This is a genomic window from Methylobacterium sp. 391_Methyba4, from assembly GCF_029691625.1.
GTDB lineage: Bacteria > Pseudomonadota > Alphaproteobacteria > Rhizobiales > Beijerinckiaceae > Methylobacterium > Methylobacterium fujisawaense.
Genome location: NZ_CP121475.1, coordinates 1,070,846 through 1,091,703, shown reverse-complemented (window position 1 = coordinate 1,091,703; position 20,858 = coordinate 1,070,846). Strand labels below are relative to the sequence as shown.

The following is a 20,858-nucleotide window of genomic DNA, read 5'->3' as shown; positions in this document are numbered from 1 at the left end:
TTGGTGCCCAGGAAAGGACTCGAACCTTCACCTCTCGCGAGACTGGTACCTGAAACCAGCGCGTCTACCAATTCCGCCACCTGGGCTTGCCGTCGGCCATCAGCCGGCGACGGCTCCGTTTAGGCAACCGAGCCGCCGCCGTCAATCGGGATTTCAGCCCTGCGGCCATTCCCGGATGTCGACGAAGCGACCGGCCACCGCCGCGGCCGCCGCCATGGCCGGGGACACGAGGTGCGTGCGCCCGCGCGGACCCTGGCGGCCCTCGAAGTTGCGGTTCGACGTCGACGCGCAGCGCTCGCCCGGACGCAGCTTGTCCGGGTTCATCCCGAGGCACATGGAGCAACCCGGCTCGCGCCAGTCGAAGCCCGCGGCCTTGAGGATCTTGTCGAGCCCTTCCGCCTCCGCCTGCGCCTTCACGAGGCCAGAGCCCGGCACGATCATCGCCGAGACGCCCTCGTGCACCTTGCGGTCGCCGACGACCCGCGCGACCTCACGCAGATCCTCGATGCGGCCGTTCGTGCAGGATCCGATGAAGATCCGGTCCAGGGTGATGTCGGTGATCTTGGTGCCCGGCGTCAGGCCCATATAGGCGAGCGCCTTCTCCTTCGACTGCCGCTTGTTCTCGTCGGCGATCTCGGACGGGTCCGGCACGCGACCCTGGATCGAGATCACGTCCTCGGGGCTCGTGCCCCAGCTCACCAGCGGCGGGAGGGCGGCCGCGTCGAGGCGCACCTCGCGGTCGAAATGGGCGCCGTCATCCGTGACGAGGCTCTCCCAGTACCGCCGCGCCGCGTCGAAGGCCGCTCCCTTGGGTGCCTTCGGCCTGTCCTTCACGTATGCGAAGGTCGTCGCGTCGGGAGCCACCATGCCGGCGCGGGCACCGCCCTCGATCGACATGTTGCAGATCGTCATCCGGCCTTCCATCGAGAGGGCGCGGATCGCCTCGCCGGCATACTCGATGACGTGGCCGGTGCCGCCAGCCGTCCCGATCTCGCCGATGATCGCCAGGATGATGTCCTTCGCGGTCACGCCCGGCGGCAGCGTCCCGTCGACGGAGACGCGCATGTTCCGGGCCTTGCGCTGCACCAGCGTCTGGGTGGCCAGCACGTGCTCGACCTCCGAGGTGCCGATGCCGTGGGCCAGCGCCCCGAAGGCCCCGTGCGTCGAGGTGTGCGAATCGCCGCAGACGATCGTCTGCCCGGGCAGCGTGAAGCCCTGCTCGGGGCCGATGATGTGGACGATGCCCTGGCGCCGGTCGAGGGCGTCGTAGAACTCGATCCCGAAATCGCGGACGTTCTCGGCGAGCGCCTCGAGCTGCGTGCGGCTCTCAGGGTCGTCGATGCCCTGCGTGCGGTCCGATGTCTGGACGTTGTGGTCCACCACGGCGAGCGTCTTTTCCGGGTGGCGCACCTTCCGGCCGGCCACGCGGAGACCCTCGAACGCCTGCGGGCTCGTCACTTCGTGAACGAGGTGACGGTCGATGTAGAGGAGGCTGGAGCCGTCCGGCTGAACATCGACGACGTGGTCGTCCCAGATCTTGTCGTAGAGGGTGCGCGGGCTGGTCATCGGTCTTCGTCTTCGGAGATGGGATCGGTTCAGAACTCTCGCGATGATGCGTGGTCCTTAGTAGGCATCGCGCGCGGTTTTCGAAAGAGGCGAGCCCTGTCCCGGTCGATTGGCCGCCCGGCTGATCCGTGCGGTTGTCACCGCGGGCGGCCCGGCGCGCTGGCGCGCGACCCCGCACAGGCTCTATGCCGGGACGATGGCGGGGGCCGGCGCGGACGAACGGCCGAACATGGGAGTGAACGATGGCTGAGGCCCCGGTCGAGATCCTGTTGCTCCGGAAGATGCATCCGCTCGTCGAGGCGGCCTTCGAGGGGCGGTACAGGGTCCACAGGCTGTCGGAGGCCGCGGATCCCGAGGCCCTGCTGGCCGAGATCGGCCCGCGGGTCCGCGCGCTCTGCGTCGGCGGTCACGTCAGCGTGGACGGGGCGCTGATGGACCGGCTGCCGAACCTGGAACTCATCGCGAATTTCGGGGTGGGCTACGATGCCGTCGACGCCGTGGCGGCGCATCGGCGCGGAATCATCGTCACCAACACGCCGGACGTTCTCACCGACGAGGTCGCCGACCTCGCCCTCGGCCTCGTCCTCGCGACCCTGCGGAAGATCCCCCAGGCCGACCGCTACCTGCGCGCCGGCCACTGGCCCAAGGCCCCCTTCCCGCTCACGGCCTCCTTGCGCGGGCGGCGGGTCGGCATCCTCGGTCTCGGCCGGATCGGGCGGGCGATCGCCCACCGCCTGGAGAGCTTCGGCGTCGCAATCGACTATCACGGCCGCAGCCGACGGGCGGACGTTCCCTACACCTATCACGATACCCTGATCGGCCTCGCCCACGCGGTCCATATCCTGATCGTGGTGGCGCCCGGCGGGCCCGAGACGCGCAATCTCGTGAACGCCGACGTCCTGGAGGCGCTCGGCCCTGAGGGCATCCTGATCAACGTCGCCCGGGGGACGCTCGTCGACGAGGCGGCGCTGACCGCAGCGCTGACGGCGGGCACGATCCTGGGCGCCGGCCTCGACGTGTTCGAGAACGAGCCGCACGTCCCGGCGGACCTCGCCGCCCTCGACAATACGGTCCTGCTGCCGCATGTCGGGTCGGCCTCCGAGCACACCCGCGCGGCGATGGCCCAGCTCGTCGTCGACAACGTCGTCTCGTGGTTCGAGGGACGGGGCCCGCTGACGCCCGTCGCCGAGACACCCTGGAGACCGAACGCGTGACACCGGCACAGGCCGCCCGACTGGCCGCATCCGCCCTCATCGCAATGGGCGCGGTCGCCCAGCCTGCCGCCGCGCAGGACGTGCCGGCCGCGACCGTCGAACCGGGGGCTCCGCCGGCCGCGGAGACGCTCGCCGCGCCGCCCGTCCCGTCAGCGCCGCCCAGCCTGCCCGAAAGGCTGGGTCAGGCGCCGGGGACGTGGGACCTGTCCCGTGACGGCACCAACCGCCGCTGCGTCATGACCCTGGTGCTGGACAGCGGCGATGCGGGCCAAAAGTTGCGCTTCCCGGCCGGATGCCGCCGGGCCCTGCCCGTCCTGAACGGCGTCGCCGGCTGGCTGTTCGTCGAAGGGAACGTCCGCTTCGTGGACCGCAATGTCCGCCCCGTCCTCGAATTCACCCGGCGGCCGGACCAGCGCAGCCTCGTCGCGCTGGCCGAGGACGGTAACCGCTACAGCCTCGTCCCCCTCGACATCGTGGCCATGCGTCCGGCCGGCGCCGCAGGCTCGCCCGAGTCCGAGCCGGCCGTGGCAGCCAGCCCGAACCCCGCCCCGCTCCAGGCCGCCGCCCCGGTTCCGGCCGAACTGCGGCCGGCGGCGACCGCTTCGGCGGCCCCCGCACCGGGTCTCTATGCCCTCGACCGGTTCCAGCAGCGCGACACCTGCCGGATCACCCTCGATGGCACCGGCGGCGGCGTGCACATCGTCCCGGGCTGCCACGACAGCGGCCTGGAGGTGTTCGATCCGGTCCGCTGGCGCTACGCGAACGGGCGGATGACGCTGACCGCCAAGCGCGGCCACAGCATCGACCTCGTGCCGAGCGGCGACGGACGCTGGCGGCGCGAACCGGAGGTCGGCACCGCCTTCGTCCTGCGCCGCGTCGACTGAGCGCGCCGCGGGGTTTCCGTCAGAGAGGCCACGCGAGCGACCGGCGATGCGTCAGCGGGACGACCCGCGACCGTCCTGTATCGGCAGCATCCGCTCCAGGAGTCCGTCCCGCCGGATGATCAGGTGCCACACCGTCCCGGCGACATGCAGCAGGACCAGGGCGTAGACGAGCCACTGGCCGAAGACGTGGATCGCCTCGAAGATCTTCTGGGCCGCGTCGTCCTTCGGCAGCCCCGGGACCGTGAACAGCCAGAAATACGGCGTGTCGCGACCGGACAGCGCGCTGAGCAGGTACCCGCTGATCGGCATGATCAGGAAGATCGCGTACAGGAGATAGTGATTGACGCGGCCGATCAGCGTCAGGAGCCGGGGCGCCTGCGGATCCGGCGGCGCCGGCCGGATCATCCGCCAGACGATCCGCAGGACCACGATCGCCAGGATCGTGAGGCCGACCGATTTGTGCAGCACGAACATGCTGCCCTTGGCCGGTGTCGGCGGCAGGCTGATCGCGACCCAGGCGAGCGGCAGGACCGCCAGGACCAGGGCCGCGCTCAGCCAGTGCAGCGCCTGCGACACCGGATGGTAGCGCGGCAGGCCGGAGGCCGTGACGTAGGTTGCGGGCAGCGCTGTCGCCGCCTTGCCGGCCGTGATCGGAGAACCTGACATGATCCCTCGCGGGTGAGCGTGGTCCGCCTTCGATCTAGGGCCCGCGGCAGGCCGGGGGAGTCTCGCGTCAGTCGGATGCGCCGGGTGCGGCCGTCCGCGCCACGTCGAGCAGGGCGGCAAGCTCCGCAGCCGCGGCGCGGATCCGGGCCGCCACGGTCTCGTCGACGATGCGGCCATCCACCAGGTCGTCGGATCCGGCATAGACGGAGGTCGGCGCGACATGCGCGGCAAAGAAGCCGAACAGCGGCCGGAGCCCGTGCTCGACCACCAGGGCGTGGCGAAGGCCGCCGCCCGTGGCGGTGAGGGCCACCGGCATGCCGATCATCCGGGCGGGATCGACGAAGTCGAACACGTGCTTGAACAGCCCGGCATAGCCGCCCTGATAGACCGGCGTCCCGACGATGAGGGCGTCCGCTCCTTCGATCGCCTCGACCAGGCGCAGGGCCGGTGCCGACAGCGCGTCCCGCTGCGTGGCGCCGAGGCCCGGGCCGGCATCCATCAGGTCGTAGACGGCGAGATCGATCCCGCGGAGGCGTCCGAGTTCGGCGCCGAGCGCCTCGACCAGGATGCGGGTGCGCGAGGGCCGCTTGGCGCTCCCCGAGAAGGCGACGATGCGGGCAACGCTGGGCTTCACACTCGACTCGACACTCACCACGAAACCTTCCGCCGCAGCATGCCCCGATCCGGGCCTTCGCAAACTCTGGCGCATGCGCGGCACGCGACACGAGTGGTTTTGACGGTAGCGCATTCCCGCGCCGTATAAACCCTCGGCGGGGCCGCATGGGCGGCGGTCCGACGCGACCGTCTCTGGCAGCCCCTCATCCGCGCAGCCGCCAGACATGGCTGCGCTTGATCTCGGCATCCTCCAGCGAACGCGAGACCGGCACCGCATAGGTGGCGAGGCAATCGAGGCGGTCGCGCGGCAGGTACGTACGGCCCGGATCGCCGATCAGCACCGTGACGCCCCGCGTCTGCAAACCGGAGAGCCAGGCGGTCACGGCCCCGGCGAGGTCGCGCTCGTAGAAGACGTCGGCGGCCAGGACGAGGTCGACCTGCGGATCGCGGCCGAGGAGGTCGTCGCAGACCGGGGTGATCCGTCCGCCGACCCCGTTGGCCTCGGCGTTGAGGCGGATCGCCGCCTTGGCGAAGGGATCGAGGTCGCTGGCCACGACGTGGTCCGCTCCGGCGAGCGCGGCGGCGATCGCCACCAAGCCGGATCCCGAGGCAAAATCCAGGACGCGGGCCCCGTCCGCGACGTCGGGGTGGTCGAGGACGTACCGGGCGAGCGCTTGCCCGCCGGCCCAGGCGAAGGCCCAGAACGGCGGCGGCAGCCCGATCTCCTGCAACTCCTCCTCGGTCCGCTGCCAGAGGTCCGTCGCCTCGTCGGCGACGTGCAGATGGATCTCGGGTGCATGGGGCACGGGCAGCAGACGGGTGTTGGCCCGGATGAATCCGGCGGGATCGTCCGGCGCGCGCACGATCAGGCCTCCAGCAGGTCGCGCCATATGGCGCGGACATGGTCGGTCACGGCAGCCTCGGTGAAGCCCCCGGTCTCGATCCGGGTTCGTGCAGCCGCGCCCAGGCCGGCGACGAGGCCGGCATCCCCGCTCAGGCGCGCGAGGGCGGCGGCCAGGGCCGGCGCGTCGTTCTGAGGAACCAGCAGGCCCTCGACGCCATCGCGCACGAGGCTGCGGCAGCCCGGGACGTCGGACGCGACCAGGGCCCGGCCGCAGGAGGCCGCTTCCAGCAGCGTCCGCGGCAAGCCCTCGCCGCCGCGAGACGGCAGGCAGGCGACATGGTGGCCGGCCCAGACCGCCGCCACGTCGGTCGTCGGCCCATGCCAGACGATGCCGTCGCGGCTCCACGCACGCAGGGTCCCCTCGTCGATCGCCCGCCGGTTCGATGGGTCCGGCGCACCATACAGTGCCAGCTCGACCGGCGCGCCCTGGGCCCGGGCGAGGCGGACCGCCTCGACGGCGACGTCGATCCCCTTCGACCAGAGCATGCGGGCGACCACGGCCACCCGGAGCGGCGGCATGGGCGGCAGCGGGCGCGGGACGAACGCGGCCGGATCGACGCCGGCGCCGCCCACCACGGTCACGGACTGCTCCAGCGGATCGAGACCCAGGGCCCGGGCATCGTCCGGGTTCTCGAACAGGAAGCGGGTTCGGGACGAGGCCAGTGGGCCGCGGATCAGTGTCCGCAGGGCGAGGCGGGCCGCCCGCCCCAGCCGGTCGCCCCGGGCCCCGACGAGGCCGAGGCCGGTCAGCGCGTAGACCCGGGACGGGATGCCCGCCATGGCGGCGGCGGTGCCGCCGACCAGGATCCCGCGGAGGGCGATGCAGTGGACGATGTCGGCCTTGAGGGCCTTGAGGATGGCCGCGAGCTGCCCGGCCGCGTAACCCGCGGCCATCGGGTTGAGGCTCGCCCGCTCGGCTTCCAGGGGCACGACCTGCGCGCCGGTCGCCTCGATGACGGCGCGATGGGCCCGGACCCGCGTCACCACCGCGACCGCGAGGCCCATGGCGATCGCCGCGCGGGCCATCGGCAGGAAATGCGAGGCGAAGAACCAGTCCTCGGTCACCACGAAGACCAGACGGCGCATCGGAACGGGCCTGTTCCCGGGGGTGGCTTCGGACTGCATCCGATCCCTCTAGCACGTCGGCGCGGATCGTCCTGCGACGGATGTGCTGCCCCGGAACGGCGATCCGGGGATGCCAGTTGATCGAGGCCTTCCCGCCGGGCGGTCAGCCGGGCGGCGTAGATGGGAGGGGTGGCGCATGGCGGGTGTCGAGACGGCGGAAAACGGCGGAGACCTCCGTGCGGCGGCGGCGGAGGCCGGCCTCGTCTACGTCGATGATGGCCGGCCGGGCCTGTCGCGCCGCCGCAGCGGCTCCGGCTTCCGCTACCTCGACGCGAAGGGCGCCCCGGTGCGCGACAAGGCGAAGCTCGCCCGCATCCGCGCGCTGGCGATCCCTCCGGCCTACACGGATGTCTGGATCTGCCCCCGCAGCAACGGCCACATCCAGGCGACCGGCCGCGATGCCAAGGGCCGCAAGCAGTACCGCTACCACCCGGATTTCCGGCAGGCGCGAGAGGCCAACAAGTTCTCGCGGATCATGGCCTTCGCGGACGCCCTGCCGGGCATCCGCCGGCGGGTCGATGCCGACATGAAGCGGCCGGGCCTGCCCCGCGAGAAGGTGCTGGCCACCGTGGTCCACCTGCTCGAGACCACGCTGATCCGCGTCGGCAACGACGATTACGCGCGGACCAACAAGAGTTACGGCCTGACGACCCTGCGCGATCCCCATGTGCGGATCGCGGGTTCGGCCCTGTCGTTCCGGTTCAAGGGCAAGAGCGGCAAGATCTGGGACGTGTCGCTGAAGGATCGGCGCGTCGCCCGGATCGTGAAGGCCTGCCAGGACCTGCCTGGACAGGAGCTGTTCCAGTACCTCGATCCGGACGGCACGCAGCGCGACGTCACCTCCTCGGACGTGAACGCGTATCTGCGGGAGATCACCGGCGAGGACTTCACCGCCAAGGATTTCCGGACCTGGGCCGGTACGGTGCTGGCGGCGCTGGCGCTGCGCGAGTTCGAAAGCTTCGACAGCGAGGCGGGGGCCAAGCGCAACATCCGCGCGGCCATCGAGAGCGTCGCCGGCCGCCTCGGAAACACCCCGACGATCTGCCGCAAGTGCTACATCCACCCGCAGATCCTCGACTGCTATCTGGAGGGTGACCTGCTCCTGCAGGTGAAGGGCGCGGTCGAGTCCGAGCTGAGTGAGGATCTCTCCCGGCTGCGGCCGGAGGAGGCGGCGGTGCTGGGGCTGCTCCAGGCACGGCTGTCCGCGGCCGGGGATAGCGTCCGGGCCGGGGCGCGGGTCAAGCCGGCGGGAACGCGCATGCGGAGCTCGAAGAAGCCGCGGGATAAGGTTGCGGCGCCGACGACCGCTTCCAAGACGTCCGGCATGGCCGAGACCGCGCCGAAGGCCAAACGGACTTCCCGGGTCCGCAGGAAGGCTGCGGCTGCTTAGGGGGGCGGTCCCGGCGGGACCGCCCGGAGTCCCGCTCAGTGCCGGGACTGGTTGTCGTTGCCGGATGACCGGCTGTCGGTCCCGCGCCGGACCTGCTCCCCGCTCTCGACGACGGGCGCAAGTCCGAGCTGTCGGGCGAGAGAGACCAGATCCTTCAGCCGTCCGGTCTGGGTCTTGCGCCGCAGGTTGAGCCGGTGAGTCTCCACGGTGCGGACGCTGAGCGCCAGCCGGCGCGCGACCTCCTTGTTGCTGAACCCGGAGCTGAGGAAGCGCAGCACCTCGGCCTCCCGGGGGGTGAGCCCGAGGCCGTCCCCCGCCTCGGCCGGCAGCGCCACCGGTTGCTCCGGGGGAACAAGGCAATCGGAGCCCTCGGCGAGAGCGAGCAACGCGGCGCCGAGTTCCCGCGGCGACTTGGACCGCGCCACGAAGGCGTCTGCGCCCGCGGCCAGCAGGGCGCGCAGGTCGTCCGCCGTGAGGGCGCCGAAGGCGACCAGCGTGCGGAGATTCGGCTGCCGCTCCTTCAGCGCGACGATGCGGGCAATGCCGTCGGCCAGCCGGATCTCGTCGAGAAAGACCAGGGCGACGATGCTGCCGGCGTCAGCGCGGTCCAGATCGGCTTCCCCAACGGTGTGGAACTCCGGCATGTGTTCCAGTGTGGCGCGCACCGTCGCGCTCAGGTCCTCCGGCTCATCCAGGATCAGGACGCCAACGGCCGTACTCATGACCTCGCACCTCGCTCTCCCAGCTTGATACAGGCGGCCGGGATCGAAGGCGAAGTTCCAAGATCCGTTCCAATAACGGTTGATGAATATTAAGCTTTATATTGGCGGAATCGCGCCGCTCTGGCGGATACTCGGCGGATCGATGCGCCGATCTGGGACGACGTCCGAACACTGCTCGACAGACTGTGCCGATTTGGGCCTGCCCCGCCGTCTCAACCTGCGACGGCCCGGGCCCCCTCGCCCCGGTCCGGCACCACCCGGTTCCGGCCGCTTCCCTTGGCGGCGTAGAGGGCGATGTCCGCCCGCTTGACCAGGGCCTCGATGCTGTCGCCGTCGCGCCACGTGCTGACGCCGAAGCTGCAGCTCAAGCCCACCGGCCCCTTGGTCCCGCGGATCTTCAGGGCCTGGACGCCGATACGAAGATATTCGGCATGCGCCACCGCCCTCAGAAGGCTGCAGCCCGGCAGGATCACGGCGAATTCTTCCCCGCCGAGGCGTCCGGCGATCCCCTCCCCGGAGATCGTCTCGGCCACGGCCTTGATCGCCACGTCGCCGACATCGTGACCGTGCTCGTCGTTGATGCGTTTGAAATGGTCGATGTCGAGCAGGATCGCCGAGATCGCGGGCGGGGTCCGGTGCTGCTCCACGGCGATGCGCGCCCGGTTGAAGAAGGCGCGCCGGTTGTAGGAGCCGGTCAACGGGTCCGTTTCGGCGAGGCGGATCAACTCCTCTTGCAGGGTCGTCAGGCGCTCCGCCGCGCGCAGCCGCGCGTTCAGTTCCTCGGCGCTCGGCGGCTTCTCGATGAAGTCGTCGGCGCCGCTGTCGAGGGCCTCGGCCAGGCTGCGGACGTTGCGCGCCGACGACATGGTGATGACGTGCAGCGGCCCCCGGGATTCCGCGAGCAGCCGGGCCGACCAGCAGAGCTCCAGCCCACAGAGCGGCCGGACCTCCAGGCTGGTGATCAGGACGCGAACCGCGGGCGTCGCCGCCAGGAATTGCAGCGCCTGCTCGGAATCCGTGAAGGCGTGCACCGCGTGGCCCCGAGGCTCGATCAGCGACGTGATGATCTGCAGCACGACGCGGCTCGAGTCGACGATGACAATCTGCATGGCGTGACCCGCAACTGAGATCCGCGGTTTAAGCTGGAAGGCTTAACTCCCCCCCAACGGAGCTGATTTCAGCATGAGCGTGGCGATTACCACTCCGGATCGGCGCTATATCGTTGTTCGGGAACGCCTGTGGCGCTGCGCCAACCCGGATTTGTCAGAGGCCTGCAGGGCGGCGCTGGTGAAGCGCCTGATGGCCGCGCGCCGGGACGTCAAGCACGCCAAGCAGGCTGAGCGGGCCGGCGAAGCGGGGGCCGCGGAAGCGCTGACGGCCGCCAGGGCCGCGGTCGACGCGGCCAAGATCGCCCTCGGCGAGCGCGGGCCGGTCTGGTGGACGGACGGCGCGCCAGACCTGAACCGGCACCTCGTCCGCAACACGCCCTACGCGCCGTGGTTCGCGGCGCTCACCGCCGGGGAACTCGAACCGCGATGACCCGTGCCCCGGCCACCGGGTCTGCGCCGACCGCGCGCTCGTGGCGCCGAACCTTGGGCGCGGCGTTGATCACCGTCAGGGTCGGCTGGGCCGCCGGAGCGGCCGGAATCCCCGTCACCGTCGGGATGCCGTAAGTGCCGTAGCTCCATGGAGCGGGCACGATCTGGCTCGGGCGCGGCACGCGGGTCAGCGGAGCGCCGATATAGGTTCCGCGCACGAATTCGCCGGCGAAGCTCGGATCGCCGGCATAGCCCGAACCGTACGAGACCGGCGCGTAGGGCTCGATGCTCCGGAAGGTCTGCGCCGACGCGGGCGCAGCCGCCGCCAGGGCGATCACCGTCAGGACCATCCGGTTTGTCATGAGGCCGGCTCCGATGAGGGGCGGCGCGCTCGGTCCGCGCCGGATGCGGGGCCAACAGACCGGATCATCCGCCGTTCCGCGTTTCCAGCCGCGGAGAGTGCTGAATAACCCCTCATACCGGCACGATCGACCCTCGGATGCGGCACACTCACCGGCAGGTGGTGATCCGCCGGACCACCCAGCCCTCCCCTTCGATCCACAGGCGGCGACGGGCCCGGCTGCAGGTGACGTCGTCGTCCCGCTCCACGGTCGCGCCGTGAACCTGCGGATCGGCTTCGGCGACCTTGGTTTCGACAGGGGTGGGTGCGGCCTGAGCCGCGAGCGGCATGAGGAGCAATGCGGCGCCGGCTGCGCCGGCGGCAATCAAACGGATCTTCATGGCGGGAAACGCGCTCTGCGGCCGTGCTTGGGGATTCGCTTCAGGAATGCACGGGCCGCCGGTTCGGTTGCATCCGTTGCGGTGAGCCGTGCGCCCTCTCACATCCGCGGCCGCGGCGCTTAGATTTCCCGGCATTCGCGAGTAAGGAAGAACAAAACCGGACGCGCCCGTGTCCTGGCGTCCTGCGAGGTCCCTGATCGCGGGCTGCGCGGCTCGGTCCACGAAGCAAGGGTTCATGAGCAAGCCGAAGCCTCCGACCAACGCGCTCCTGACGCCGGAGAAGCGTGCCGAAGATGTGGATCAGACGATCCGCCCCCTGAGCCTGTCCGAGTTCATCGGGCAGCGTGCGGCGCGGGCGAACATGCAGGTGTTCATCGAGGCGGCGCGGAAGACCGGCCAGGCGCTGGACCACGTGCTGTTCGTCGGCCCGCCGGGCCTGGGCAAGACGACGCTCGCCCAGATCGTGGCGCGCGAACTCGGCGTGAACTTCCGCTCGACCTCCGGCCCGGTGATCGCCAAGGCCGGGGACCTGGCCGCGCAGCTCACCAACCTGGAGGAGCGCGACGTCCTGTTCATCGACGAGATCCACCGGCTCAACCCGGCGGTGGAGGAGATCCTCTACCCGGCCATGGAGGATTACCAGCTCGACCTGATCATCGGCGAGGGCCCGGCGGCGCGCTCGGTCAAGATCGAGCTGCCGAAGTTCACGCTGGTGGGCGCCACGACCCGGGCGGGGCTGCTGACCACGCCGCTGCGCGACCGGTTCGGGATCCCGATCCGGCTGGAATTCTACGAGATCGACGAGCTGGAGCAGATCGTGGCGCGCGGGGCGCGGGTCCTGGGCCTGGGGATGTCGGCGGAGGGCGCCAACGAGATCGCCCGGCGGGCGCGGGGCACGCCGCGGATCGCCGGGCGTCTCCTGCGGCGGGTGCGGGACTTCGCCGTTGTGGCGGAGGCCGAGACGGTGACGCGGGCGATCGCCGACCGGGCGCTGCAGCTGCTCGACGTGGACGCGGCCGGGCTCGACGTGATGGACCGCAAGTATCTGAGCCTGATCGCGCGCTCCTTCGGGGGCGGGCCCGTGGGGATCGAGACGATCGGGGCGGCCCTGTCGGAGCCGCGCGACGCGATCGAGGACATCATCGAGCCGTATCTCATCCAGCGCGGCTTCGTGCAGCGCACCCCCCGCGGCCGCGTCCTCACCCGGCACGCCTACCGCCACATGCAGCTGCCGGAGCCGAAGCGCGAGACGCCGGGACAGTTCGGCTTCTTCGGAGACGACGCGCCGTAAGGCCCGCCGCCGACCTGCCCATGCATGGAGTTCGGATCAGCATTTCCCGCGGCTCATGCGCCAGTTGCCCCGAAAACCGAGGCTCCCGCAAAGAGGTTTTGCGGCGTACCATCAGTAAGTCGCTGCGGTGCAAGCCCTTTTGACGACGGCGCTCAAGCAATATTGCTAAGCTTAGATGCCGACTTTGCTGATGATCTGCACGAAAAAAGTGACGGATCCCATGGAACAGCGCCCAAACGCGACAGTTGTGGAGGCGACCGCGCTCAGTCTGCTGGGCGCCGGCAAGCCTGTTGGGATCGAGGCCCTGTCTCTCTGATCGCGACAGATCTTCGAGATCTCAAAAACAACGTCAGGGATAAACTTCCGCCATGAAGAAGCTTACGCTCGCCGTGCTCGGCCTGTCCGTCGCCGCCATCTCTGCGCCGGCCTTCGCGCAGGACGCCCTTCCGATCCGCGTGCTGCCCTTCGCCAATCAGGACGGCGTCGGCGCCGCTGCGACCGAGACGCCCGCCTTCCGGGCCGAGGCGCTCCGCTCGGATGCTGCCAGCATCGAGGCGAGCCGCATGGCCCTTCAGCGGTCGCGGAACCCGCAGGTCCGCAACTACGCCAACCGCGTCCTCGTCGAGCGCAAGGCGACCACCGACGCGCTGCTGCCGCCGAACACCTCGCTGTCGCGCAGCGGCTCGGTCGTGTCCGATAACCAGGGCATCCGCACCGACCTGAGCAACCCGATCGGCCTCGTGCTCGCTCCGGTCACCGTGGCTGCCAATATAGGCACCGGCATCGTCGGCGGCGCTCTCGGCGCGGTCGGGCTCGTCGACAACAACCCGGCCGAGCCGGGCCGCCGCGTGGCCCTCGGTGACCGCGGCCAGGCGCGTCTGGCGCAGCTCCAGGCGGCGCGCAGCGGCCGGGCCTTCGACCGGACCTATATCGACCAGCAGGCCCGCTCTGACGCCCGCACCCTGGCGCTCTACGACGCCTACGCCAAGTCCGGCGACAACGCCCAGGGCCGCAAGTTCGCCACCGAGGCGCTGCCCTACATCGCCGACGAGCACGCCCATTCGGCGAGCCTCGCGGCCCGCATCGGCGGCTGAGCCGCGCGTCATCGATGCTCTGAGCGAGGGCCGCCCCCGGGCGGCCCTCGTCGTGTTGCGCCGTCGCTCAGGCCGTCGCTAAAGGAGCGCATGAGCGCGATCGAGCCCCACATGCACGAAACGGCCGAGGTCGATGGCCAGGGCCACCGGCTTGGCGTGCGGGTCTACTACGAGGACACCGATTTCTCGGGCTTCGTGTATCATGCGAGCTATCTGCGCTTCCTGGAGCGCGGCCGCACGGAACTCCTGCGGGAACTCGCCGGCGATCAGTCCGATCTGCACCGCGACGCCCGGGGTCTCGTCTTCGTCGTGCGGCGCATGAGCCTCGATTTCATTCGGCCGGCCCGGATGGATGATCTCCTGACCGTCGTCACCCGGACCCGCGCCCTGCGCGGCGCATCGATGCACCTGACCCAGGACGTCCGGCGGGGCGATGCCGTTCTGGTTTCCGCAGATGTGACAGTCGCTTGCGTGCGGGACGGGCGCGCCGTGCGCCTCCCGGACGCGCTCCGGCGGCGTCTCGCGCCGGGAGAGGCCGCCTGATCAGATTTTGCAAAAGCGACCGCCGGCTCTGCGGCGGATACCCGGCATCAGCCAGCGCCATGAGCGGATCATCCGTCGGCTTGCCAATGCAAGCCTGTCTGGAGCTCAGCCCGCCCGGGATGGATCGGCCTCGCACAGCACGCGGGCGAAGGCGTTGACGATGGTCATCGCGTCATACTCGATCGAGACCAGCTGGTAGCCCATCCCGACCATTTCCCGCGCCCGCGCAGGAGATGGCGCGAAGGCGCAGGGGATCTTGCCGGCCGCCCGAGTCTTGCGCGCGATCTCGCTGAGGGCTGCCGTCACCGCCGATCCCAGGGGGTCGATGACGGTCCCCTGCGACAGGGCGATCGACAGGTCGGCGGGACCGACCAGGATCCCGTCGATGCCCGGTACGGCGAGAATCGCCTCCAGGTCGGCGATCGCCGCCTGGGTCTCGCACATGGCGATCGTGAGGGCCCGGTCGTTGGCGCCTGCGAGGTAATCCGCCCCGTTCCGGAGCCCCGACAGCCACATGGCCCGGTCCGGCCCCCAACTCCGCTGGCCCACCGGCGGGAATTTCGCGGCGGCGGCGAACGCCTCGGCGTCCGCCACGGTGTTGATCATGGGCGCCACGACGCCGGCGGCGCCGGCATCGAGCATCCGCGAGACCATGGCGAAGTCGCCCACCGGCACCCGCACCAGCGTCGATTTGCCGGCCAGCGCCACTTCCGTGATCGCCGCACAACAAGATTTGTAATCGTGGGTGCCGTGCTGTTGATCCAAGAGCACGGCATCGAAACCCGCGCGCGCCAGGAAGCCGGCCACCATCGGGTCCGCGATCATGGACCAGCCCAGGAACCGGGCCGGGCCGGTGGGCAGAAGGTCGGGCAAGCTGGGAACGGGGAGGGTCATGCGCGTCCTGCGTGGATCTCAGGGCTCTCGACTCGGCGCCGCTGGCGGCGACCATACGGGAGGCTCTTTCGGCAGGTCCAGCCCGAATGGCCCGGAAGCCCGCGTCCGGTGCCTCAGGATCGCCTGGATCGAAACCGATCCTTAACCCTGCCGCGCCCTTAACGGAGGCGATGCCACGGCGGGGCGCGGGGCCGCCGACGGCCCTTACTTTCGACAGATTCGCGGGCGACAGCGTTGATATCGCTCACGGATCCGACGGACGCGGGCCTCGCCCGGCGCATCGCGATCCGGAGCAGGAGATCTCGACGGATGAACCCAGCCGACGCGATGCAGGCCGCGCCTGTCGCCGACATCACGCTGCTCGGCCTGTTCCTGCAGGCCCACTTCGTCGTGAAGATCGTGATGATCGGGCTGCTCAGCGCCTCGATCTGGTGCTGGTCGATCATCGTCGACAAGACACTTTTGTTCCGCCGGACGAAGGCCGAGATGGACGCGTTCGAGGACGCGTTCTGGTCCGGCCGCTCCCTGGAGGAGCTGTTCCGCTCGTTCAACGACCGTCCGGCCACCGGCCTCGCCGCCGTCTTCGTCGCCGCCATGCGGGAGTGGAAGCGCTCCTTCGAGGGATCCGGCCGGCAGATCCAGTCGCTCTCGCAACGCATCGAGAAGCAGCTCGACGTCACCATCCACCGCGAGGTCGAGCGGCTTGAGTCGCGGCTCCTGTTCCTCGCTTCGATCGGTTCGGCCGGCCCGTATATCGGCCTGTTCGGCACGGTCTGGGGCATCATGACCGCCTTCACGTCGATCGCGGCCTCGAAGAACACGTCGCTCGCGGTCGTCGCTCCCGGCATCGCCGAGGCGCTGTTCGCCACCGCCATCGGCCTGTTCGCCGCGATCCCGGCGGTGCTCGCCTACAACAAGCTCCAGGCCGAGGTGACCAAGGCGCAGTCGCGCCTCGAGGGCTTCGCCGACGAGTTCTCCGCCATCCTCTCCCGCCAGATCGACGAGCGGCTGCCGCTCGCCGCCTGACCCGGCTGATCCAGAGGAGAATGATCCATGGGCATGGCAGCGGGCGCATCGCAGGGCGGCAAGCGCCGCCGGCGCCGGGGCCGCCGCGGCGGTCCCATCAACGAGATCAACATGACGCCGTTCATCGACGTCGTGCTCGTTCTCCTGATCATCTTCATGGTCGCGGCGCCGATGATGACCGTGGGCGTTCCCCTGGATCTGCCACAATCCAAGGCCTCCCCGCTGAATTCCGACGTGAAGCCGATCACCCTGTCGATCCGCCAGACCGGCCAGGTCTTCCTGGGCGAGGACGAACTGACGGACGACACGATCGTGCCGAAGCTCATGGAGACCGCCAAGACCGGGACCGAGGAGCGCGTCTTCGTGCGCGGCGACAAGCGGGTCGATTACGGCCGCGTGGCGCAGGTGATGGCGATCGTGACCGGCGGCGGCTTCAAGAAGGTCGCCCTCGTCACCGAGCCTGAGCATCAGTAGGGCCGTCCCGTGGAGTTCCGCTTCGACCGCAAGGAACCGGGTGTCTGGATCTCAGCCGGCACCCATGTCGCGCTGCTCGCGCTGGCGCTCGTCAGCGTTGCGGCCCCGGCCCTGCCGGAGGCCCAGGAGGGCGTGCCCGTCGAGGTGATCACCGAGAACCAGTTCTCCGAGATCACCAAGGGTGAGCGGCAGGCCGACAAGCCGATGCCGAACGCGACATCGCGGGCGGACCGCAAGGCCGAGAAGTTCGAGGATCGCGAGCCCGAGAACGCCAAGACCGACGCCCCCACCGCCCCCACCCGCACCGCCGAGATGAAGCTCGCCAACGCGGAGGAGATGCCGCTCCGCGGCGAGCCGGATCCGCAGGAGGCGGCTCAGGCCGCGAAGGCGGCGCAGGAGAAGCGCGACGCCGAGAAGGCGGCCGCCAAGGCTGCGGAGAAGGCTGCGGCCGACAAGGCCGCCAAGGCCGAGGCGAAGGCCAAGTCCGAGGCCGCCGCTGCCAAGGCCGAAGCCGAGAAGCGCGAACAGCTCGAGAAGCTGATCGAGAAGCAGGAGGCCGAAGCCGAGGCCGCCGCGCAGAAGGCCGCCGCGAAGGCCAAGGCCGAGGCCGCCGCCAAGGCCGAAGCGGCCAAGGAAGCCGCGAAGGAAGCTGCGAAGGAAGCCGCCAAGAAGGCCGCGGACGCCAAGGCGAAGGCCGAGGCGGAAGCCGAGCGCCAGAAGGAGATCGCCGAGGCCAAGGCCGAAGCGGAGCGCGAGAAGGCGGAAGCCGCCGCGAAGGCCAAGGCGGAGGCTGCTGCCAAAGCGAAGGCGAAGGCCATGGCGGATGCGAAGGCGAAGGCCGACGCCGAGGCCAAGGCGCGCAAGCAGGCCGAACTCGCCGACAAGTTCAATGCTGGCGATATCCGTTCGATGCTGGCTTCGAAGGCGCCGTCGCAATCCACCGGCGCCACCGGCCACACGGTCCAGAAGGTGGCGGCGCTGGGCGCCGCGACCGGCACGGCGCAGCGTCTGTCCCCGTCGCTGCGCGACGCCCTGGTCGGCCTGCTCCAGCAGCAGATCGAGCGCTGCTACTCGGCGCCTCCCGGCGCGGCCCAGGGCGTGGTCCTGCCGGTGCTCGACATCCGCCTGAACCCGAACGGCTCGCTCAGCACCGAGCCGCGGATCATGCGCGGCGGGTCGAGCGCGGTGGATCAGTCGATCGCGCAGGCCGCGCTCCGGGCGGTGCGCCGTTGCGCGCCGTACAACATTCCGGCCACCTATGCGCCGTATTACAACGACTGGAAGGCCATCAACGCGGAGTTCGAGTTCACGGCGACCTGAGGTCTTCCAGCCCGCGTACCGCCGTCCCCGCGTCCTCGTCTGATCGTCACTCGGATCCGACCCACCATGCTGCACCTCCCCTTCGTCGGGCGTCTCCCGACGTCCTATGCCGCGCGCCTGATCGCGCTTCTCGTGATGCTGACGGGCTTCCTGGCGGGGCCCGCCCAGGCGCAGCTGCAGCTGCGCATCGGCGGCGGCAACTTCCAGCCGATGCCCATCGCCATCGCGGATTTCGGCGGCGACCCGAGCCTCGGCGGCCTCGTCTCCGGCGTGGTCACCAACAACCTGCGCCGCTCCGGCTATTTCACGCCCCTCGAACACGCCCGCTTCCCGGAGCAGCCGAACTTCGATGCCGCTCCGAATTTCGAGAAGTGGCGCGCCACCGGCGTCCAGGGGCTCGTCACCGGCCGCGTCGTCCGAGAGGCCGGCCGGGTCAAGGTCGAGTTCCGGCTCTGGGACGTGACCTCCGGCCAGCAGATGACCGGCCAGCAATACGGCACGGACGCCGCCAACGTCCGGCGCACCGGCCACCTGATCTCCGATGCGGTCTACACCAAGATCACCGGCCTCGGCCCCTGGTTCGACAGCCGCATCGCCTTCGTGGACGAGACCGGTCCGAAGGAGAACCGCCGGAAGCGCCTGATGGTCATGGACCAGGACGGCGCCAACGTCCGGGCCATCACCACCGGCGAGATGTCGATCGTGGCGCCGCGCTACTCGCCGGCCACGCAGGACATCGCCTTCATGGCGCAGGCCACCGGCCACCAGCCGCGGGTCCAGGTCATCAACCTGGAGACCGGCTCGCGCCAGGCGCTCGGCAATGTCGACTCGATGAGCGCGAGCCCGCGCTTCTCCCCGGACGGGCGCAAGATCGTGATGAGCGTCCAGCAGGGCGGCAACGCCGACATCGTGACCATGGACATCGCCTCGAAGGCCCAGCGGTCGATCACCAACGGCATGGCGATCGATACCTCGCCGACCTACTCGCCGGATGGCGCGCAGATCGCCTTCGAGTCCGACCGCGGCGGCTCGCAGCAGGTCTACGTGATGGGGGCGGACGGCTCGAACCCGCACCGCATCACCTTCGGCGCCGGCTCGGCCTCCCAGCCGGCTTGGTCGCCCCGGGGCGACCTGATCGCCTATACCCGGCAGCGCAACGGCGGGTTCGCCATCTGCGTGGCGAAGCCCGACGGGTCCGGCGAGCGCGTCCTCACCGAGGGCTTCCACAACGAGGGCCCGACCTTCGCGCCGAACGGCCAGTACGTGCTGTTCTTCCGCGATCCGGGCGGTCAGGGCGGCGGCAAGCTGTTCATGGTCGACATCACCGGCAAGGTCGAGCAGCCGGTCCCGACGCCCGCCTACGCGTCGGATCCCACATGGTCGCCGCTGCTGGCGGGCCGCTGAGCGGCAGCCACCTCTCCCGATCGGCGGCGTCCGGTGTTGTCGGACGCCGCGGCTCCGCCCGTCATCGCGCGTGCCGTGCGGTGACCCAGGGCCGCGTCAGGTCCGCATGCGTGGCGCCGGCCTGGAGCGCAGCGCTCGGCGCGCGAACACGGCGGCGACGCGGGCCATCGCGGACGACGCCGAGGCATCTCCGGCCGCGTCCCGATCTCGTCACCCCTGCACCATCAGCCGGTCGCGCGCCTTGAGGGCCGGGAACAGCCGGCCCCAGAGCAGCGCCACGCCGATCGTCGCGGCGCCCCCGACCACCACCGCCGGGACCGCCCCGATGGCGGCGGCCAGCAGCCCGGATTCGAACTCGCCGAGTTCGTTCGAAGCCCCGATGAAGACCGTGTTCACCGCCGAGACGCGGCCGCGCATGGCGTCCGGCGTCTCCCCCTGCACGAAGGTCTGGCGCACGTAGACCGAGATCATGTCGGCGGCGCCCGTGACGAACAGGCAGGCCATCGAAAGCGGCAGCGACGTCGAGAGCCCGAAGGCGACCGTGGCGGCGCCGAACACGGCGGCGGCCCGGAGCATGCGCAGCCCGGCATGGCGCCGCAGGGGGTAATTCGCCAGCAGCACCGCCATGGCGACCGCGCCGAAGGCCGGCATGCTCCGGAGCGCCCCGAGCCCGAGTGGGCCGACATGCAGCACCTCGTCGGCATAGATCGGCAGCAGCGCCGTGGCGCCGCCGAGCAGCACGGTGAACAGGTCGAGGCTGATCGCCCCGAGCACAACGGGCTGCGAGCGGATGTAGGCGATGCCGGCCGAGAGGGCCGCCCAGGTGATCGGCGGCCGCTCGCTCACCGCCGCCGGCCGGAAGCGGATCAGCAGGGTCAGGACGCTGGCCACGGCAAAGCTGGCCCCGGCCCCGCCGAACACCACGGCGGGCCCGAGGGCGTAGAGGAAGCCGCCCAAAGCCGGTCCCATCACGGAGGCGCTCTGCCACAGGGACGCGTTCCACGCGATGGCCGAGCTGAAAAGCGGTCCCGGCACCAGGGTCGGCAGCAGCGCCTGGAGGGCCGGGTTGGCGAAGGCCCTGGCGGTGCCCACGAGGATGACGAGAGCGTAGATGGGCCAGACGGCGTGTACGCCTGAGAGCGCGCAGGCGAGGAGGCCGAAGCTCGCCAGACTTTGAAGGGCGAAGGCGGCGGCGCCGACGAGGCGGCGATCGTAGGCATCCGCGACATGGCCGGTGATCAGCGCGCAGAGCACCGCTGGCAGGAAGCCCGCGAGGCCCACAAGGCCCAGCGCCAGGGCGGAATGGGTCACATCGTAGACGAACCAGCCGATCGCCACGGCCTGCATCTGATAGGCGAGGCCCGTCAGGAAACGGGCCGCGCCGAACAGGCGGAAATCGCCGATGCCGAAGACGGCCCAGCCGGAACGATCGTGTGCGGACATGCTT

General features: G+C 70.4%; 22 protein-coding genes and 1 tRNA gene. 11 read left to right on the top strand and 12 right to left on the bottom strand.

What is annotated here, in order from left to right; translation table 11 throughout:
• Nucleotide 1 precedes the first annotated feature (1 nt).
• Nucleotides 2-86: transfer RNA gene (locus P9K36_RS05280), tRNA-Leu, on the bottom strand.
• 67 nt (nt 87-153) lie between these two features.
• Nucleotides 154-1,566 (bottom strand): 3-isopropylmalate dehydratase large subunit, encoded by a 1,413-nt coding sequence (gene leuC / locus P9K36_RS05275; RefSeq protein ID WP_043388616.1) that lies wholly within the window; start codon nt 1,564-1,566, stop codon nt 154-156.
• A gap of 242 nt (nt 1,567-1,808) precedes the next feature.
• On the opposite strand from leuC, the gene P9K36_RS05270 reads away from it, so the two are divergent.
• Both P9K36_RS05270 and P9K36_RS05265 read left to right on the top strand, forming a co-directional pair.
• The gene (locus P9K36_RS05270; protein ID WP_278306613.1) at nt 1,809-2,780 is read left to right on the top strand and encodes a 2-hydroxyacid dehydrogenase; all 972 of its coding nucleotides are present in this window, start codon (nt 1,809-1,811) and stop codon (nt 2,778-2,780) included.
• A complete protein-coding gene (locus P9K36_RS05265) occupies nt 2,777-3,664 on the top strand; it encodes an AprI/Inh family metalloprotease inhibitor (protein WP_278306612.1) in 888 nt (295 codons plus the stop codon). The genes P9K36_RS05270 and P9K36_RS05265 overlap by 4 nt, the downstream gene beginning before the upstream one ends.
• A 51-nt stretch (nt 3,665-3,715) precedes the next feature.
• Here P9K36_RS05265 and P9K36_RS05260 read toward each other — a convergent pair whose 3' ends face one another.
• The 4 genes from P9K36_RS05260 to P9K36_RS05245 form a co-directional block, all read right to left on the bottom strand.
• On the bottom strand, nt 3,716-4,330 hold the full coding sequence (locus P9K36_RS05260; RefSeq protein WP_278306611.1) for a cytochrome b: 615 nt from the start codon (nt 4,328-4,330) through the stop codon (nt 3,716-3,718).
• A 67-nt stretch (nt 4,331-4,397) separates the two neighbouring features.
• Complete coding sequence (locus P9K36_RS05255; RefSeq protein ID WP_043755854.1) at nt 4,398-4,964, bottom strand: NAD(P)H-dependent oxidoreductase; 567 nt, start codon at nt 4,962-4,964, stop codon at nt 4,398-4,400.
• A gap of 184 nt (nt 4,965-5,148) precedes the next feature.
• On the bottom strand, nt 5,149-5,835 hold the full coding sequence (locus P9K36_RS05250; RefSeq protein WP_278306610.1) for a methyltransferase: 687 nt from the start codon (nt 5,833-5,835) through the stop codon (nt 5,149-5,151).
• A complete protein-coding gene (locus P9K36_RS05245; protein ID WP_179698292.1) occupies nt 5,811-6,974 on the bottom strand; it encodes a glycosyltransferase in 1,164 nt (387 codons plus the stop codon). Before P9K36_RS05245 ends, P9K36_RS05250 begins: the two co-directional genes overlap by 25 nt.
• Before the next feature lie 136 nt (nt 6,975-7,110).
• Between P9K36_RS05245 and P9K36_RS05240 the strand changes: the two genes are divergently transcribed.
• Nucleotides 7,111-8,364: a DNA topoisomerase IB gene (locus P9K36_RS05240; protein WP_274929113.1), complete on the top strand. Its 1,254-nt coding sequence runs from the start codon at nt 7,111-7,113 to the stop codon at nt 8,362-8,364.
• A gap of 35 nt (nt 8,365-8,399) precedes the next feature.
• Here the strand turns inward: P9K36_RS05240 and P9K36_RS05235 are convergent, their stop codons facing one another.
• Both P9K36_RS05235 and P9K36_RS05230 read right to left on the bottom strand, forming a co-directional pair.
• Nucleotides 8,400-9,086 (bottom strand): response regulator transcription factor, encoded by a 687-nt coding sequence (locus tag P9K36_RS05235; RefSeq protein WP_043349091.1) that lies wholly within the window; start codon nt 9,084-9,086, stop codon nt 8,400-8,402.
• A gap of 212 nt (nt 9,087-9,298) precedes the next feature.
• Nucleotides 9,299-10,195: a diguanylate cyclase gene (locus P9K36_RS05230; protein WP_043349093.1), complete on the bottom strand. Its 897-nt coding sequence runs from the start codon at nt 10,193-10,195 to the stop codon at nt 9,299-9,301.
• 73 nt (nt 10,196-10,268) lie between these two features.
• On the opposite strand from P9K36_RS05230, the gene P9K36_RS05225 reads away from it, so the two are divergent.
• Nucleotides 10,269-10,625 (top strand): hypothetical protein, encoded by a 357-nt coding sequence (locus P9K36_RS05225; RefSeq protein WP_081948894.1) that lies wholly within the window; start codon nt 10,269-10,271, stop codon nt 10,623-10,625.
• Here the strand turns inward: P9K36_RS05225 and P9K36_RS05220 are convergent.
• A complete protein-coding gene (locus P9K36_RS05220) occupies nt 10,597-10,986 on the bottom strand; it encodes a hypothetical protein (RefSeq protein WP_043349095.1) in 390 nt (129 codons plus the stop codon). The two genes, P9K36_RS05225 and P9K36_RS05220, sit on opposite strands and share 29 nt — an antisense overlap.
• A 148-nt stretch (nt 10,987-11,134) precedes the next feature.
• Nucleotides 11,135-11,365 (bottom strand): hypothetical protein, encoded by a 231-nt coding sequence (locus P9K36_RS05215; protein ID WP_043755845.1) that lies wholly within the window; start codon nt 11,363-11,365, stop codon nt 11,135-11,137.
• A gap of 235 nt (nt 11,366-11,600) precedes the next feature.
• Here P9K36_RS05215 and ruvB point away from each other — a divergent pair, with 235 nt between their 5' ends.
• The 3 genes from ruvB to ybgC all read left to right on the top strand — a co-directional run bounded on the left by ruvB (nt 11,601) and on the right by ybgC (nt 14,293).
• Nucleotides 11,601-12,656: a Holliday junction branch migration DNA helicase RuvB gene (gene ruvB / locus P9K36_RS05210; RefSeq protein WP_043349101.1), complete on the top strand. Its 1,056-nt coding sequence runs from the start codon at nt 11,601-11,603 to the stop codon at nt 12,654-12,656.
• Between the two features lie 368 nt (nt 12,657-13,024).
• Nucleotides 13,025-13,750: a DUF4142 domain-containing protein gene (locus P9K36_RS05205; RefSeq protein ID WP_043349102.1), complete on the top strand. Its 726-nt coding sequence runs from the start codon at nt 13,025-13,027 to the stop codon at nt 13,748-13,750.
• Between the two features lie 90 nt (nt 13,751-13,840).
• Nucleotides 13,841-14,293, top strand: a complete 453-nt coding sequence (gene ybgC / locus P9K36_RS05200; RefSeq protein WP_278306609.1) for a tol-pal system-associated acyl-CoA thioesterase — start codon at nt 13,841-13,843, stop codon at nt 14,291-14,293.
• A 105-nt stretch (nt 14,294-14,398) separates the two neighbouring features.
• On the opposite strand, the gene P9K36_RS05195 is transcribed toward ybgC, so the two are convergent.
• Nucleotides 14,399-15,187 carry an aldolase/citrate lyase family protein gene (locus tag P9K36_RS05195; RefSeq protein WP_043349105.1) on the bottom strand — a complete coding sequence of 263 codons (789 nt, stop codon included), beginning with the start codon at nt 15,185-15,187 and terminating at the stop codon, nt 14,399-14,401.
• 309 nt (nt 15,188-15,496) lie between these two features.
• Here P9K36_RS05195 and tolQ point away from each other — a divergent pair, with 309 nt between their 5' ends.
• The 4 genes from tolQ to tolB all read left to right on the top strand — a co-directional run bounded on the left by tolQ (nt 15,497) and on the right by tolB (nt 19,411).
• Nucleotides 15,497-16,213 (top strand): protein TolQ, encoded by a 717-nt coding sequence (gene tolQ, locus P9K36_RS05190; protein WP_278306608.1) that lies wholly within the window; start codon nt 15,497-15,499, stop codon nt 16,211-16,213.
• A 27-nt stretch (nt 16,214-16,240) separates the two neighbouring features.
• Nucleotides 16,241-16,687, top strand: a complete 447-nt coding sequence (locus P9K36_RS05185; RefSeq protein ID WP_043349109.1) for an ExbD/TolR family protein — start codon at nt 16,241-16,243, stop codon at nt 16,685-16,687.
• A gap of 9 nt (nt 16,688-16,696) precedes the next feature.
• On the top strand, nt 16,697-18,007 hold the full coding sequence (tolA, locus tag P9K36_RS05180; protein ID WP_278306607.1) for a cell envelope integrity protein TolA: 1,311 nt from the start codon (nt 16,697-16,699) through the stop codon (nt 18,005-18,007).
• 66 nt (nt 18,008-18,073) lie between these two features.
• Nucleotides 18,074-19,411, top strand: coding sequence for a Tol-Pal system beta propeller repeat protein TolB (gene tolB, locus P9K36_RS05175; RefSeq protein ID WP_043387949.1), 1,338 nt, complete (start codon nt 18,074-18,076; stop codon nt 19,409-19,411).
• Nucleotides 19,412-19,621: 210 nt separating this feature from the next.
• Here tolB and P9K36_RS05170 read toward each other — a convergent pair whose 3' ends face one another.
• Entirely contained in the window at nt 19,622-20,854 is a 1,233-nt protein-coding gene (locus tag P9K36_RS05170; RefSeq protein WP_043387950.1) for an MFS transporter, read from the bottom strand.
• Between the last annotated feature and the right edge of the window lie 4 nt (nt 20,855-20,858).